Below are 15,563 nucleotides of genomic sequence, written 5' to 3' on the forward strand. Positions count from 1 at the left end.
GGCCGCTCGTCGTGTCAGGTTTCGCGGCCGTAACGGGTGACCAGGTCCAGGACGTGCGCCACATCGGCGCGGGTGCTGGCGGGGTTGATGGTGCACATGCGCAGCACGGTGGCTCCGCGCACCGTGGTCGTGAGGAGGACGGCCCCGCCCTCGGCGCACACCCTGCGGCTGATGTGCGCCTGCGCCGCGTCGGCGTCCCAGGCGGCGGACGCGTCCCGGGGCCGGTGGCGGAAGGTGAGGATGCCGAGGCTCGGCGGCGTGACCAGCTCCAGCTCGGGGTGGGCCTCGACGAGCCCGGCGGCGTACTCGGCGAGGCCCGCTCCCTGCTCGACGGCCCGGCGGAAGGCTGCGGCGCCGAAGGTTTTCAGGGAGAGCCAGAGCTTCAGGGCTCGCAGGCCGCGGCTCTGCTGCGGGCCGTGGTCGGAGAGGTTGACCTCCTCGCCCGCCGGGGCGGCCGGATGGGCCGGCCGGAGATAGCCCTGGTCGAGGGCGTGGCGCGCCACGCCGAAGGTCTCAGGGAGCAGTTCGGGGCGCCGGAGCAGGGCGCAGCCGATCTCGTACGGCTGGAACAGCCATTTGTGCGGGTCGACGGTGAGGGAGTCGGCCCGGCCGAGGGCGTCCCGCAGGTGGTGACCGCGTGGGGTGCCGGCGACGGCCGCGCCGTGGGCGCCGTCGACGTGCAGCCACAGCCCTTCCTCCTGGCACAGGTCGGCCAGGAGGTCGAGGGGGTCGACGGCCCCGGTGCCGGTCGTGCCGAGCGTGGCGACGACGGCGAAGGGGCGCAGTCCCGCGCGGCGGTCGAGGCCGGCCCGCTCGGCCAGGACGTCGGCGTCCAGGCGCAGGCCGTCGTCCGGAGGCAGGACGGTGAGCTGTTCGCGGGCGAGGCCCAGGAGGTGCGCAGCCTGTGCGACGGAAGGGTGGGCCTGGGAGGAACAGTACAGCCGGGCGTGCGCCTGCGGCCGGCCGTCGAGCAGGTGGTCGCGGGCGACGGCCAGACAGGTCAGGTTGGCCATGGACCCGCCGCTGACGAACAGGCCGCCGTGGCCGTCCGGGAGGCCCAGGAACGTCTTCAGCCAGCGCAGGGTGGTCAGTTCGACCTGGGTGGGGCCCGCCCCGACGAGCCAGGCGCCGGGGACGGAGAGGTACGCGGAGGCCAGCGTGTCGGCGAGCACGGCGGCGAAGTTGCCGGTGGCGGGCACGAAGGCGAAGCAGCGCGGGTGGTCCAGCCGGGTCGCCTCGGCGAGTGCCCGCTCGGTGACCTGGTCGAGGAGCCCGGGCAGGTCGTGGGTGCCGTGCTCGGGGAGGGGTTCGTCGAGGGAGGCCCGCAGCGCAGCGGGGGAGGGGGCGTGACAGGGCGGCCGGGAGCCAGGGGTGGTCATCCGGGCGATGACGAGTTCGACGGCGTGGCGTCCTGCCTCACGCATCCGCTGCTCGTCCAGCCGTAGCGGGGCAGGCCCGGCCTCGGGGCTCCCGTCGCCGTTCTCCGCGTCCGGGGCGAGGGCGGCGATCCAGGCCGAGGCGCCGGGCAGCAGGTGCGGACGGGGCAGCAGCCCCGCGACGGGCTGCGGGAACTGGGCGAGTGCCAGTTCCTGGCCCGCGACGACCGGCCCGGAGTGGGCGACGGCCCACCACAGGGCCTCGTCGCCGGCCAGCCGGGACACCACGGGCGGCCCGGGCAGCGGCCCCGTCACCGCGCGTCCGTCCCTGCGGTAGCGCCCCGTCGGGGCCGGGCGGCGCACCACGGCGGCCGTACGGGCGTGCACCACGAGCTGGCTGTGGCGCAGTCCGCGCGGCAGCGGTCCGGCCGCCGGAGGGGGCAGGGCGGGCAGGAGGAACGACAGGACGTGCAGGCCCAGGGCCGGCAGGAGTCCCGCCGCACCCTCGGCGGCCTGGACCAGGGACACCACTGTCTGGAAACGCGGATTGACCTCGACGGCGCGCAACAGGCCGCCGTCCTCCACCAGGTCCAGGCCGAAGACGCCGCGGAAGCCGCGCCCCCGCAGCACCTCGCCCACCTGGTACGCGGCCGTGCGGGCCTGCCCGTACAGCCCCTCGGCGAGGTCGTCCGGGCCCACGAGCTGGTTGCCGCAGTGCGTGCCCCAGGAGGCGGCCAGCTCGGGCAGCCCGACGAGCTGGTGGGAGACCGTCGAAACGACGGTCCGGCCCGGTCCGGCGCACGCGGTGACGGTCAGGGAGATCCCGGGAGCGAAGCGGCTGAGCTTGACGGGTTCGCCCGGCCAGGCCTCCAGGCAGGCCCGCAGGTCCGGCGGCCCGTCGAGGAGGACGGTCCCGCGGCCGAGGAGATTGTTCTCCGCCCGCTGGGCCACGGCCCGCTGCCACCGGCCGTTCCAGTACGCCTCCGCCGCCTCGCGGCCCGTCGCGGGAACCACCACGAAGGGCGGGACGGGGACCCCGGCCTCGGCGAACAGCCGGGTGGCGCTGATCTTGTCGGCGGCCCACGCCGTGACGCCGGAGTCCGGGGCCAGCAGCCGGTAGCCGTACGTACGGGCCCAGGTGCGGGCGTTGTCCCCGTGCTCGGGAGCGAAGGAGACGCAGACACGGCGCGGGTCGGGGGGGCCCGGCCGGTGGCCGGCCGGAGGTGCCGGCAGGGGCTGCCAGGCGGAGACCGGTTCGTGCCGGAGCCAGACGGGCTTCGGCTGGAACGAGGCGCTCACAGTGGGGCAGTGGTCGAGCCACACCACCTCGTCGACCAGGCCGGCCAGGAGCCGCAGACCGGTCCGTGCGTCGATGCCCTCGATGTCCCCGGCGAGCCTCGCGGCCCGGCTCACGCGCTCACTCGTCCGTCGCACGGCTGCTCCTCTGCCGAGTGGTGTGCCGCGCCAGGAGAGAGGCGCCGTCCGGCACGCAGCGCTCACAGATCGCCGCGTGCGCCTTACGGTTGCGTCGCTGTGCCGCCCGCAGCAGAACCTCCTCGTGGCGGATCGCAGCGAGGAGGGGCGCCGGCGCCGACAGGTCTCCGAGCGCGGTCCGGAGGGCGTGCATGCGCCCGGTCAGGACCTGGTGCTCCTGGTTGAGCGTCCCGGAGAAGCCCGGTGCGGCGAACGGCGGCTCCATGGTGGGCCGTACCTCGTCCGCGTAGGCGGCGGCGGGGAAGTCCGAGGCGTAGGCCATGGCGGCGGTGGCCGCGTCGTACAGCGTCCGCAACCGCTCCAGGCCCTGCCGGACGGACGTCCACCGGGCCGCGCCCGCTGCGGCCAAGGTGTCGTCGAGGGTGCTGTCCATGGTGGTCAGCAGGAGATGGAAGAGCTGGTGGCCGAGTTTCCAGCGGTGCAGCGCGTCGCCCGGGCCGTCGGTGGGACCGTCCGGTGCGGCTCCCGGCCCGGACGGCAGCCACGCGGCCAGCGTGGCGTGGGAGGCGTGCAGCAGGCCGGTCAGGACCGCGGCACGTTGCGCGTCGTCCAGACCGGTGTGCGGAAGGTCGGCGAGGACGGCCGCTTGCAGCCGTAGCACGCTGCTCGTCCAGGACGCCAGGTCCGGAGCGTGGCGGGCGATGTGGAAGTAGCGGTCGTAATCGGCGGTCGTGGCCGCCGGCTCCCGGGCGGGGATGCGCGAGTCGGTGGCCAGGGCCAGCGGGGCCGGCGGCGTGTCACTGCTCATCGGCCGCACCGGGGAGGAGCAGGCCACGACGCCTTGGCCAGGTGCTCCACCCGCTCGTGCAGGCGCTCCAGGTACAGCTCGCTCTCCGGTTTCATCAGCACACTGCGCAGGACGTGAGTGGTGTCGCTGTCCACGACGGCATCGGCGCGGCGGGCGGTGAACGCGCCGGCGGTGACCCGGGCGACGCTGAGGAAGACGGGGTCCTCCTTGGCGTTCATCCCTCGGTGCAGCACCTCGTGGCTCGCCGTGCCGATCCAGGACAGGCGGGGTGGCGAACTCCCCGGAGCAGCCGGGTGGTACGTCACGATGTCGAGTTCGGGAGGCTGGTACGGGTCCAGGTACGGAGAGGCGCCGATCAGCCCGGCCCAGCGGACGGCGGCCCGCCGCCCGGCGGCGAGCACCGCACCGAGTCCGTCAGGGGTGAGGGGCAGCAGCTTCAGCGTCAGCCACAGAGCGGCGGCGGCCGCGCCGGAGCGGGAGCACTCGAGACTGATCTCCCCCAGGTGGGGCCGGCGCGACGTGAAGTACGTGTAGGGCGAGTCGTGCCGGAAGAACCGGGCGACGTCCGGGTCCCCGAACAGCACCGCCCCACAACCGTAGGGCTGCAGGCCGTGCTTGTGCGGATCGATCGCCACCGAATCGCACTGCGCGAGCGCCCGCAGGGCGTGCGCGGTCTCCGGCGCGACCGACGTCTGCAGCAGCCGGAAGAAGCCGCCGTAAGCGGCGTCCGCATGGACGCGCGCCCCGTACCGGCGGGCCAGCGGGACGATGCGGTGCAGCGGGTCGACGGCACCCAGCGCCGTCGTGCCCGTCGTGGCGACGACCGTGCCGGCGACCCCGGTGGCCAGCAGCCGCTCCAGCTCGCCCACGTCCATGCGCCCGCGATCGTCCACCGGCACCGTGTGGACCGGGACGCCCAGCAGATGGCACATCCGGGCGTGCGTGTAGTGCGCCTCGACGCTGACGGCCACCCCCGTGCCGGGACGGCTCTCCCGGGCGACGAACAGGGCTTCGAGATTCGCCTGGGTGCCGCTGCTGGTCAGATGCCCCAGGTGGACCGCGAAACCGGCCATCTCCGCGAGCTGCTCCACCACCTCCTCCTCCATGACGGAGGTCGCCGGCCCGCCGTCCAGCGCGTGGTTGTTGGAGTTGACCAGCATCGCGGCCACATAGCCGGCGACCGCCGCCGGGTGCGGCGGCTTGAGCATCTGACCCGCATAGCAGGGGTGGAAGAAGGGGTAACTGCCGCGCAGCCGGGCGAGCAGCTCCTCGAACGCCACCGCACAGGCGGCTTCGTCGACCGCCGTGGCGCTGTGCGCCGCGAACGCGCCGTACGTACGCGCCCACTCCTGGAACGCGTCGACTCCCCGCCCGAGCCAGTACCCCAGCTCCATGCCCACCCCCGGCGCCGGTCCCCAGTGACCCGGTCACCGTAGCGGTGGAAAATCACTCCATCATGACAATTGGTGGTCATCACCTGAATGAGGGAGAAGATCCCTTATGGGGGTGCCGGCCCCGGCGTGGGGCGGCCCGGACCGTCCACCGGCGGGGATACCGTGCCCACCGGGGTACGCAGACGCGCGGAAGACCACCGACGGGCGGACGGAATGAGCGGCAGCGGGACACCCCGGGAACGGAACTGGGCCGCGGGCCTGGCCGAGTGGCGGGCGCTGCTCGGCACCGGACGGGTCGACGGCACGGCGCACGGCCTGGCGGAAGCGGGCCGGTGCACGTTCCCCGGTGCGCCGCCGCCGGTCTGTGTGCTGTGGCCCGCCGACCGCGCCGAGGTGGCGGCCTGCCTGCGGATCGCGCACCGGTGGTCCCTTCGGGTCCACCCGGTCAGCACCGGTCGCAACTGGGGGTACGGGTCGGCCTGCCCGCCGAGCTCGCCGGCCGCCCTCATGCGACTGGCCGGGCTGGACCGCATCGTCGACTGGGACGACCGGCTCGGCCTCGTCACCGTCGAACCGGGCGTCACCTTCGGCGCCCTGGCCGCCTTTCTGTCCGCCCGGGGCTCGCGGTGGTGGCCGCCCGCCACCGGCGCCGGCCCCGACGTGTCGGTGCTGGGGAACGCACTGCAGCGTGGCCTCGGGCGGGGGCCGTACCGGACGATCGCCGACACGACGGCCGGGCTGGAAGCGGTGCTCGCGGACGGCAGGACCGTACGGCTCGCCGGCGGTCCCGGCCCCTCGGCCCAGGGGTTCTTCCTGCAGGGCGGCCCCGGGGTGGTCACCGCCCTCACCCTGGCGCTGGAACCGGCACCGGAGTACCACCAGCACGTGCTGTTCCGGGTCCGTCAGGGCGGGGAAGGCACACTGGCGAGGGCCGTCGACGCGGCGCGGGAACTCCTCCGGCGGCACGGGGCGGGGCTCACCGTGGACCTGCTCAACCGGCACCGGACGGGCGCGGGGGCGGGAGAGCGGTCGCGCCCTCCCGACGTCCTCACCGGCGCGTGGAGCGGACTCGCCGAGATCTGGGCGGACGGCCCCGACGCACTCGCCATGCTGCGCGACCGTTTGCTCTCCGGCCTCTCCGCGGCGGCCGGCCACTGGCAGCTCGACCCACCGGGCCGCGGCGTACCCGCCCCCGCCGGCCGGGACGGCCTCGCCTGCGCCTACCGGTACAAGGAGGGCGGCCTTCCGGACGGCGTCCGCCCGGACCCCGACCGGGACGGCTGCGGGGTGCTCTGGTTCGCTCCCACGATCCCCATGACGGGGGAGGAGGCCGCCCGGACCGTCACGCTGATCGAGCGGACCGTGTCCGCACACGGACTGGAGCCGAGCATGTCGCTCCGGCTCGGACGGCGGCTGCTGCACTGCGTGACCGGCCTGTTCTGGGACCGCGCGGACGAGGCGACGGAGTCGGCCGCGACCGCTTGCCACCGGCGGCTGGAGGACCTCTGCGGGCGGCTGGGCGTTCATCCCTACCGGCCCGTCCTCGGACGACTGCCGCAAGGGGCGGTGCACCCGGGCACGCGACGGTTGCTGACCGAGCTGACCGGAGCCCTGGACCCGAACGGCGTTCTGACGGTCACGACGTACGGCACGTACGGCGAGGAGGCGCGTTGACAGATGCGGCCGGCTCCCCGTTCGGTGCGGTGCACGAGACGCACGAGGTGTCGGCGCTCCGCGTACGTCTCCACGGGCGACTGCTGGAGGTCGTGCGGCAACTGCCCGACGCGCTGGCGGGACCGGTCCGCGAGGAGATCTGCTCCCACGGCCGGAGCGCGCGGCACGAGACGGGCGACTTCTTCGCCCGCTTCCCCGCGCCGGTCTGGTCCTTCCTGAGCTGGGTGCCGTCGGCGCGGACGGCCGACGCCGAACGGGCCCAGGCGCTCGCCCTGTTCCTGCACCTGTGGGACGACCACCTCGCCGACGGACGGCTGGCGTCCACGGCCGCCGCCCGGCGGCTGCGCGCCGCGGCCTGGGCGGAGTGGGAATGCTCAGCCCGCGCGGCGTGCCGGGCGTGGGGGGTGCCGGACCGCCCGGTGGCCGAGGCCGGCGCGTGCTACCTGCGTTCGGTGAGCCCGGCGGGCGGTGCCGGGCAGCCGGGGGCCGGGGCCCACCTGCGGTCGGCAGCGCGGCAGGCGGCCATGTGGGTGCTGCTGCCACGGGCCCTGGAGCAGGCCCGCGCCACGGGCCCCGGCCTGGCCCGCGCGGTCCGCGGGTTCTGTCTGGCCTGGCGGATCGTGGACGACCTGTGGGACGTCGCGGAGGACGCCGCCGCCGGGGTCCGCACCACGGTGTGGTGGGAGCTTCCCCGCGACGCCCGCGCCCTGTGGGACGAGCGCCCGGGCCCGTGGCGGATGCCCGAGCTGAGGGAGACGATCGGCCGGCTGGGCATCGACGGCCGGCTGCGCGCCCGGGCCGTACGGTTGCTGACCCGTGCGGTCCGCGACGCCGAACGGGCCGGGCTGCCGGGCTTGGCCGTGGAGCTGCGGACCGCGACGGTGGGCGTCACAGGCTCTGCGCCGCTTTGGTGAGCGCGCAGTTCTTGATGAAGTCCTTGAGGCCCTTGGCCACGTCCTTGAAGAGCACGTCCGGGTTCTTGAGGAGGTAGGACGGGATGTCCTCCCACCTGCCGATGGAGAAGGCCGCGTTCAGCGGGAAATTCAGGGACCCCAGCCCCAGCTCGACGGTGCACGTCGCCGTCAGGGAGGCCGCACACCCCCGCCCGTCGATCGCGAAGGCGGCCGCGGCGGAGACTCTGACGCCCACCTGTCCCTTGGGAATCGTGATGCCCTTGCCGACCGGGATGTCCTTGGCGAGCCTCACGGTGAGGTCCAGGTACAGCGAGGCCGACGCCTGAAGCCTGCCGTCGCGGTAGGTGCACTGCACCTGGCTCCGGAGGAGCACCAGGTCGGCGCGCCACAGGAAGTACCAGCCGGTGGGGCGGAGCTCGATCCGGACGTTCGCGTGCGCGCCGAGCAGCTTGACGCCGGCCGCGAGGTGGAAGATGCGGCGCTCCGGGTCGTTCTTCTGGATCTGCCGGGTGTCCAGGAAGTAGCTGGGCCCGGTCCGCTCGTTCGCGCCGTGGATCCTCAGCACGGAGCCCACGACGACCGGTTTGTCGATGGCGTTGGCGGCGTGGATGCCCTCGGGTGCGACGCCCAGCGCGAAACGCCAGTTGACACCGAAGATGTCCACGTCACCCCGGGCGGCCAGCCCCGGCCCCCACTTCTCCTTGAGCGGTGGCGGGGACTGCCATTCCTTGTCTTTGGCGACGAAGACGACCTGGAGCTCGCGCAGGACGATGCCGTCGAGCACCGCCTTCAGCCACGCCGGTGCGCTCGCGTCCGGGGCGAAGGTGCGCAGGATGTCCCAGAGCGACACCCCGGTGCGGCTCGGCGCGAGCTGCTTGCGGCCGGCCCCGGCGGTGGCGAGCAGGGAGAACCGGAAGACGTCGACGTACGGCTCGCCCGCATAGCCGCCGTGCACGTCCAGGACGAGCGAGGCCCTGCCGACCTTGATCTTGCCGCCCATCCCCAGCGTGAGCCCGCCTGAGGCGGCGTAGCCGGCCTCGACGTAGAAATGCGCCACATCCAGGTGCCGGATGCCCAGGGCGTCGCGCCACAGGGGACCGTCCTCCGGTGGCTTCTCCCACTTGGCCGGCTCGAGGCAGACCTTGCGCAGCCCGGGATCGAGGCCGGGGGCGAGATGGCCGGTCGACGGCCGGTCGACGGGGGCGTCCAGGGCGAACGCGACCGCTGCCGGATCCCCCCGGCCGGCCGCTTCCGTGGCGGCGGCGTTGAGCACGAGGAAGATCCGGAACGCCGGGTTCTTGAGGGAGAGCATGCCGCCGGCCGTGAGGACCAGGGGCTGCGGGGTGCCCGTGACCGTGGGGACGCTGAAGGCCAGCGAGGTGCGCAGCGCGGCTTTCATGTGCACCGGGGTGAGGGCGAGTTTCAACGGGCCCAGGCCTTTGATGACCGCGTTGCCCTGGGCGACCTCCGCCACGAACGTCGTGTCACCGATGGACGAGGCGATCAGCGCGCGGACCGGGACGCCTCCGCCGTCGGAGAAGAGCTTGGACAGTGGCGCCAGTACCCCGCCGAACCGGACTCGTCCGAAGAAGGTGACGCCTCGCTCCAGTTCCTTCGGCACGGTGTCGGGCAGCTTGTCCCCGGTGGGCTTGATCCCGTCCCGGGTGCACACGGCGAATCCGGCGTCCTGGAAGGCGATGCCCTTCAAGGCGTCCCCCAGCGCCCGCCGCCACGCCGTGACGTCCGCCGGCGACCAGGTGCCCGGATACCACAACGCAGCGGCGAACAGCGCCCCGGTGCTGTCCCGTCCGGCCCGTCCGAAGCAGGTGAACTGCGCGGAGCCGACCTGCGCCCGGGTGCGGAGTACCAGGTCGTACGCCGTCGGCGGACCGGCGGGGGCCGTTCCGCCGTCCGCGAGCCCCGTGGGTCCGACGGTGAGCTCGACCTGGGGCTTGACCAGGGCCACGGTCAGCCCGGGCGGAAGTTGCGGCGCCTGCTCGCCGAGCAGGGCCGCCAGCAGGCGTTCCAGCCGGAGGTCGGCGAGTTCTCCACCGATGGCGAAGCGGCCGGGGAAGCGCAGTGCGGCGTCGAAGGAGACGGCCCGTGTGCCGCCGCCGGCCGGTCCCATGCGGGCCCGGGCGGACAGCTCCCCGGTGAACCGGCTGCCCTTCGCGTACCCGGTGCCCTTCCCGTAGTCCACTTTGAGGACCGCCTTGTCCAGGACCATCTCGGCCCCGGCGACGCCGAACCGCCAGTCGCCCCCGACGCCCGCTTCGAAGGAGAACTCCTTCGCCTTGGCGGTGGCGCGCAGGGTGGTGACGACGAGCCCGGGCAACTGGTCGACGTTCGTGTCCGGGCTGAAGAAGCGGACGACGTCCTTGACCGGGAGAGCGGCGCCCTTCGCCAGGGTGAGCGAGAATTCCCCCGGGGGGATGACGGCACGGGCCTGGAGGGCCGTGCTGCCGGGGATGAGCAGCTCCCCCGTACCGGTGACGGTGGTGGAGCGTGGTGGGCCGGACTTCGCCAGGGGGTACTCGGCGCTGAGGTCGGCGCCCACGTTCTGGAGGACGAGCCGGCCGTCGACCAGCTGCCACGAGGCGGCCTGCGCCGGTGACACCCGTGCCGTGAGCCGGGTGAGGGCGGCGGCCGGTCCCTTGCCGAGCCTGGACGGATCCAGGTGGAGGGCGAGGCCGCTGAGCCGGACCGTCCTGCCGATGCCGAAACCGTCCTTGAGCCGCTTCATGGCGTCGGCGGTGCCGTTCCAGCCCGCCAGGGCGTCCCGGCCCATCGTGGGGAGCGTGTCCGCGATGAAGGTGAGGCCCTTGGCCGGGTTGCTGGTCGGTGCGCTGAGCACGATCCCGGTCCGGGGGCCGATCCGCAGGGCTGCGACGAGCCGCAGCTCGTAGCTCTCGCCGGGCAGGGCGTCCGAGGCTGTCTTCGTACACGAACCGGCGGCCAGGTGAAAGGAGCCGTCGATGGCCTCGACCTCCTTGGCCGGTGACCGGAGCCTGACCAGCGGTGCCGTGAGGTCCAGGTCGTCGTCCACCCCGGCCGGTCCGGGGAGGACCGGTCCGCTGAGGCGGAAGGTACCTTCGCCGACTTCCAGGAGACGGATCAGACCGGTCAGCCGGCGGGGGAGTTCGGTGGCGGTGCTGAGGAAGGTGAGGCCGGGGGCGAGTACGGGCCCGCCACCGTGCGCGCTGCGCTGATGGGAGGTGAAGAGGAAGGCCGGTGGCTTGCGCCAGGCGAGCTTGTCGAGGTCCGTGCCCGCCAGACCGCCGAACGACTGGCCGAACCGCCACGTCACCGGCAGCGCGAAGGGCAGGTGCAGGGTGGGCTCGCCGTTTTTGAGGCCGATCTCCAGGCCCGTCACCGGCTGGTCCGCCACGCGGAGGACCGTCATGGTCCCGCTGAGCACGACGGCTCCGCCGGGACCGTCCTCGCTGCGGAGGTCTCCGACCACCAGGCTCCCTCCCAGCCAGACGCGGAGCAGCCGGGCCGCCGTGCCGTCGCCGAGCCGGTCGGCGGGCAGGGTGAGCGTGCCGCCCTTGGTGCAGTCCTTGAGCAGGGCGCGGAGCTTTTCCGGGGTCATTTCAGCCGGTCCCCGATCGCTGCTCTGGCATATTTCGTCAGGGTCCGGGAAATTCCGTCCCGCCGGTCGTCCGCCTGCTTCCCCACGATGCCGATCAGGAGCTTTTTGACCGCTGGTTTCTGGAGGATGCCATTGACAGTTCTGATGATGTCGCCCGTGCCGATGAGCTTCACCGTGAGCCCGTCGGGGTCGAGCCCCAGCCGGGCCCTCGCCAGGTCGATCCTCAGCCCGTCGGAGTCCTGTCCGGAGAAGGTCAGGCCCGCGGTCACCGAAGGCCGGTCGGCGGTGATGACGAGCTCGGCGTCCCGCTTCGGCGGGAAGTCGTCGTCGTTGTATGCGATGTGGACGTCGGCTGCGAAGGAGAGCGGAGGCTCGGGAATCCGGGGCCTGCCGGTGATCCGGCCGAAATCGATGCGGAACTCGGTGCCCCTGGGAATCAGCCGGGTGCCGTCGACGGGCACGAGCAGGTTGGCGAGGCCGTTGATCGTGGTCTTCCTCAGTTCGATCCGCACCGAGAGGTCGTCGTCGATCCGGTGTCTGCCGAGGTCTGCCGTCCCCAGGGCCCAGGGCTGAAGGACGGGGTCGCGGACGGAGAGGATCACCGAGGGCGGATGGAACCCCGATGCGCTGTCGTTCAGTGCGGCACGACCCCGGTCGAACAGGTACAGATCGACCGCGGTCGCCTCACCGTCTCCCCCGGAATCACGAGGAGCGGGCGGGGAGGTGCCGAGCACGCCGTTGAGAGACGAGAGGACGTGGCCGGTCAGCGCCTTGCTGATGAATTCGAGGTTCTTGGACGTGTTGAGGGAGTCCAGCAGCCGGCGGCTCAACTCCTTCTGGGCCTCGTCGCTCTGGAAGAGCATCTTGACGGATTTCTTCCAGGACTCGACCGTCCTGCCTCTGATGTGCTTTCCCGCCTCGATGGTGAGCTTCTTCTCGTCCAGAACGAAGCGCGGTGCGGCCGGGACCCCGATCCGTGTGATCGCGACGGCGGGCACCCGGTCCTTGCCGCTGCCGGCCACTGTGGCGCTGATGTGCACGTCGAAGGAGACACCCGTCACCTCCAGCGTGAACTCTCCCTGCCCCTGGACGGTCATCACGGGCCAGCTGAAGTTCAGCGGCGGGTTGTTCAGCTTCCGTCCGGTCGGGGGGTACGGCTTCGGCTCCTGGCGGTTTTGGGGGACATCCGCGGCGCACACCTGCTGGTCGAGGGTGTAGCGGCCGGTGATGGTGATGCCGGCGGGGATGCCTGGTTTCTTGTAGGCCCCGAAGGTGATGGGCAGGACGCAGGTGTAGCCGTCGCGGCCGGACTTGAGATCGCGGACCTCGCCGAGCCTGGCGTTCTCCAGGCCGGTCACCCTCACCTTGCTGAACGCGAGCGTGGGGAACTCCTTGCCCTTGAGCGGGCTGCTGGTCAGGCCCTCGACCTCTTTGAGCCTGTCCTTCCCCAGCGCGACGGTGAGGACGGCCCACCAGCTGTCCGCGATCGTCTCGGCCATCGTCCTGCCGGGTTCGCCGCCGAGTGTCCCAAGGTCCCACTTCGGCGCGGTGACCGGCAGGAGGGGCGCTCCACCGTCGTGACGGGCCTCCTTGAGCACCTTCGGCAGCCAGTACTTGCCGGTCTCGTCGTTCACTCGCTTGTGCATGGTCCGGTAGACGAACCGGAACAGGGCGTCGCCCATGGGATTCCTCCAAGAGGTCGTGTGAGCCGAGCGGACCCCCCTCCTGCCGACGCGGTCGTGGGCCGGCCTAGGGAACGCGGTCGACGACGTGCAGGGCCAGGTCCTCCAGGGCGTGGCGGTACCGGCCGGCCGGGAACGGGCGCAGGTGTTCGATGGCGTCCAGGGCCTGCGCCCTGGCGTCGGCGTAGGCACGGGCGAACCCGCTGGAGGCCCGGATCTCCGCGGTGACGCGCCGGATCCCGTCCGGGCCGTCCTGGTCACCGAGGTCCTCGCCGCGCATGACGCGGCTGACCCGGTGGCCGGGGCCGAGCTCGGCCATCGCGTAGATCAGCGGCAGCGAGGCACGCCGCCGCAACAGGTCGACTCCGAGCGGCTTGCCCGAGTCGGCGGGGTCCTGGACCAGGTCGAAGAGGTCGTCCATCACCTGGAACGCCCGGCCGATCCGGCGTCCGTAGAAGCCTGCCCGGCGTGCGTCGGAACGGTGGCCGCCCGCCAGGAGCACCCCCGACTCGGCGGCCAGGCCGAACAGTTCCGCCGTCTTGCGCTCGGCGGTCCGCCAGTAGCGGTCCGTCAGCACCGCCGGGTCCCACGAGGGGTCCACCGTCAGCTCGTCGAGCTCCCCGCAGCAGATCTCGAAGGCCGCGTCCAGGACGAGCCGTACCAGGCGCATGTCGTCGCCGTGTTCGATGGCGTCCGCGAAGCCGCGTACGGCCTGCACGAACTGGAGGTCACCGACCAGGACCGCCGTCTCCGTACCGCGTACCGCGTTGACCGAGGGGAGTCCCCGGCGCAGGGCCGAGCCGTCCACCACGTCGTCGTGCACCAGTGTCGCGATGTGCAGCATCTCCAGCGAGACCGCGCCCCGCAGCGCCTTCTCCGGAAGGGGGCCCGACTCCTGCGCGAGCCGGGCGCAGAGCAGCAGGACGGCCGGGCGCAGCCGCTTGCCGCTCCCGTAGAGCGCGTACTCGTTCTCCGTCAGGTACGGGCGCTGGGGGGCCAGCGCCGTGTCGAGGATCCCCTCGTAGCGGGGCAGCTCGTCCGCGAGCAGTTCGCTCCAGAGCCGGGCGCAGAAGTCGTCCCCCGGCCCGGGCGGCCGGCCCCGGGCCGGCTGCTGGGCGGGGAGCGTGACGGGGAGGGCGCCTTCGGGTGTCGTCGTCATGTCATCCCCGCCCCCGGGCGGGCAGCGCGAAACCGTCGATGCCGGCCAGCGCGGCATAGCGGACGGTCTCCGCCACCGACTCCCTGAGCAGCTCCGGGACGAACACCATGCCGTCCAGCCGCTCCCTGGCGATCCGGCCCGCCTGGTCCTCCCAGCCCTCGAGACCGGCCACGCTCAGCCGCAGGGCGGGCAGGGTGACCTCGGCGTCGCGTGAGCCGGTACGCAGGAGCCGGTCGGCGGCCTGCGTACCGGCGCCGACGGCCCGGGCGAGATCGATGCTGACGCCGACGCCCGCGAGCCGCGCGTGACAAGCCCCTTCGTACAGGACATCGGCTTCGGCTCCGGCGCGCTCGGCGAGATGCCGGTAGAAGTCCCGGGTGGTCTCCCGGACGATCTCGTAGTCCTCCCGGTCCATCGGGACCCGGTACGAAGCCTCGTCCGGCAGTGGCTCGGTGCTTTCGTGATCGAGGGCCGCCCCGTGTTCTTCACCGAGCGGCAGCCCGCCCGGAGTGGTGCCCAGCAAGGGGGTGTATCTGCGGTACCGGGCCAGCTCCGCCGTGTAGTCCTGCTTCTTCCTGGGCGGCGTGTAGCTCTCGATCGCGCTGTAGACGGCTTTCTGGGTGTACGGGACAGTATGCTCTTTTGTATTGCCCGTCTTTGTGACCTCTTCGGCGAAGTGCTCGGCGGCGGCGCTGGCCGCTTCGTACTTGTCGGCCTCCTGCGCATACCCCCGCTGCCTGCTGACGAACGCCATCTGGCCCAGTACGGTCTGGAGGGTGGTGAAGGTCTTGAAGGAGTGCGTGTTGTAGGGGGCGCCACTCGTCCACGTCAGGTCGTTGACCGGCAGCTGGTTGCCGTGCGAGGCCTGCGGGTCCACGCGGCTGTAGGTGTGCTCCGCCATCTTCCGGGTGAAGCCGTACTCACGGCCCTCCCCCGGCCACTTCTGCCCGAAGCTGCTTTTGGTGAACACATCGTGAAATGCCTCGTTGTGGGTTCGGAAAGCCCGCACGGCCAGCTCGCCGTTCTTGGTGAGGGCCAGCTGGTCCTGATGTTCCCTGGCCCGGTCGGTCCACTGCTTCACCGTGCCCTCGGGGAGGGGCTCGAGCTCCGATGCCAGCCGGGCCGCCCGTGAGATGGTGGGCGTGCGGGCGCTCTCGGGAAGAGGCGCGAGATTTCCGGCCGTGTCCCAGGTGGGGAGTTCGTCCGGGCGTGCCTCGAGCACGTACCTGCCGGACAGCAGCAGGGCCGGGATGCGGTAGGTGACCCGGGTGCCGTCCCCGGCGGGTTCCCGGGAAACCTCCTCCGGTGCCCCTTCCGCCCGGACCTCCAGGGAGCCGAAGCGGATGGACAACGCGCCGGTGCCGTAAGGAAGGTGTTCGGGCATCGCCACGGTGCGGGCGAGTGGATAGCCGGGTGTGTCGGCGAGGTGGAGCACCGGCCCGGTGCCCGCGGCGCCTGGTGCGTCTGTGCCTTCGGGAGGCTTGGTCATGCGAATACGTCCTCTTCGTGGTGGTCGGCGGCCGGTGGCAG

At 72.7% G+C, this 15,563-nt stretch carries 9 protein-coding genes; 2 read left to right on the forward strand and 7 right to left on the reverse strand.

Features of this window, described 5'->3' with window-relative positions; translation table 11 throughout:
• Positions 1-14: 14 nt before the first annotated feature.
• Genes IE305_RS33525 through IE305_RS18865 form a run of 3 tightly spaced genes read right to left on the reverse strand, consistent with a single transcriptional unit; the run spans position 15 to position 5,012 of the window.
• Positions 15-2,810: a pyridoxal-dependent decarboxylase gene (locus IE305_RS33525; RefSeq protein ID WP_190130816.1), complete on the reverse strand. Its 2,796-nt coding sequence runs from the start codon at positions 2,808-2,810 to the stop codon at positions 15-17.
• The gene (locus tag IE305_RS18860; protein WP_190130817.1) at positions 2,794-3,618 is read right to left on the reverse strand and encodes a 3-methyl-L-tyrosine peroxygenase-related protein; all 825 of its coding nucleotides are present in this window, start codon (positions 3,616-3,618) and stop codon (positions 2,794-2,796) included. The genes IE305_RS33525 and IE305_RS18860 overlap by 17 nt, the downstream gene beginning before the upstream one ends.
• Positions 3,615-5,012: a pyridoxal phosphate-dependent decarboxylase family protein gene (locus IE305_RS18865; RefSeq protein ID WP_190130818.1), complete on the reverse strand. Its 1,398-nt coding sequence runs from the start codon at positions 5,010-5,012 to the stop codon at positions 3,615-3,617. The genes IE305_RS18860 and IE305_RS18865 overlap by 4 nt, the downstream gene beginning before the upstream one ends.
• A 213-nt stretch (positions 5,013-5,225) precedes the next feature.
• Between IE305_RS18865 and IE305_RS18870 the strand changes: the two genes are divergently transcribed.
• Complete coding sequence (locus IE305_RS18870) at positions 5,226-6,686, forward strand: FAD-binding oxidoreductase (protein ID WP_190130819.1); 1,461 nt, start codon at positions 5,226-5,228, stop codon at positions 6,684-6,686.
• Positions 6,683-7,600 carry a hypothetical protein gene (locus IE305_RS18875; RefSeq protein ID WP_190130820.1) on the forward strand — a complete coding sequence of 306 codons (918 nt, stop codon included), beginning with the start codon at positions 6,683-6,685 and terminating at the stop codon, positions 7,598-7,600. Before IE305_RS18870 ends, IE305_RS18875 begins: the two co-directional genes overlap by 4 nt.
• On the opposite strand, the gene IE305_RS18880 is transcribed toward IE305_RS18875, so the two are convergent.
• The 4 genes from IE305_RS18880 to IE305_RS18895 form a co-directional block, all read right to left on the reverse strand.
• A complete protein-coding gene (locus tag IE305_RS18880; protein ID WP_190130821.1) occupies positions 7,575-11,192 on the reverse strand; it encodes a hypothetical protein in 3,618 nt (1,205 codons plus the stop codon). The two genes, IE305_RS18875 and IE305_RS18880, sit on opposite strands and share 26 nt — an antisense overlap.
• Positions 11,189-12,874 (reverse strand): hypothetical protein, encoded by a 1,686-nt coding sequence (locus tag IE305_RS18885; RefSeq protein WP_190130822.1) that lies wholly within the window; start codon positions 12,872-12,874, stop codon positions 11,189-11,191. Before IE305_RS18885 ends, IE305_RS18880 begins: the two co-directional genes overlap by 4 nt.
• A 67-nt stretch (positions 12,875-12,941) precedes the next feature.
• Positions 12,942-14,033, reverse strand: a complete 1,092-nt coding sequence (locus tag IE305_RS18890; protein WP_190130823.1) for a polyprenyl synthetase family protein — start codon at positions 14,031-14,033, stop codon at positions 12,942-12,944.
• A gap of 1 nt (position 14,034) precedes the next feature.
• Positions 14,035-15,522: a hypothetical protein gene (locus IE305_RS18895; protein ID WP_190130824.1), complete on the reverse strand. Its 1,488-nt coding sequence runs from the start codon at positions 15,520-15,522 to the stop codon at positions 14,035-14,037.
• Positions 15,523-15,563 lie beyond the last annotated feature (41 nt).

This window comes from Streptomyces mashuensis, from assembly GCF_014654785.1.
Taxonomy (GTDB): domain Bacteria; phylum Actinomycetota; class Actinomycetes; order Streptomycetales; family Streptomycetaceae; genus Streptomyces; species Streptomyces mashuensis.

Excerpts from the sequence above, each read along its gene's own strand:
- IE305_RS18865 (WP_190130818.1), bottom strand. The coding sequence starts at position 5,012 with ATGGAGCTGGGGTACTGGCTCGGGCGGGGAGTCGACGCGTTCCAGGAG.
- IE305_RS18860 (WP_190130817.1), bottom strand. The coding sequence starts at position 3,618 with ATGAGCAGTGACACGCCGCCGGCCCCGCTGGCCCTGGCCACCGACTCG.
- IE305_RS18870 (WP_190130819.1), top strand. The coding sequence starts at position 5,226 with ATGAGCGGCAGCGGGACACCCCGGGAACGGAACTGGGCCGCGGGCCTG.
- IE305_RS18890 (WP_190130823.1), bottom strand. The coding sequence starts at position 14,033 with ATGACGACGACACCCGAAGGCGCCCTCCCCGTCACGCTCCCCGCCCAG.
- IE305_RS18880 (WP_190130821.1), bottom strand. The coding sequence starts at position 11,192 with ATGACCCCGGAAAAGCTCCGCGCCCTGCTCAAGGACTGCACCAAGGGC.
- IE305_RS18895 (WP_190130824.1), bottom strand. The coding sequence starts at position 15,522 with ATGACCAAGCCTCCCGAAGGCACAGACGCACCAGGCGCCGCGGGCACC.
- IE305_RS18885 (WP_190130822.1), bottom strand. The coding sequence starts at position 12,874 with ATGGGCGACGCCCTGTTCCGGTTCGTCTACCGGACCATGCACAAGCGA.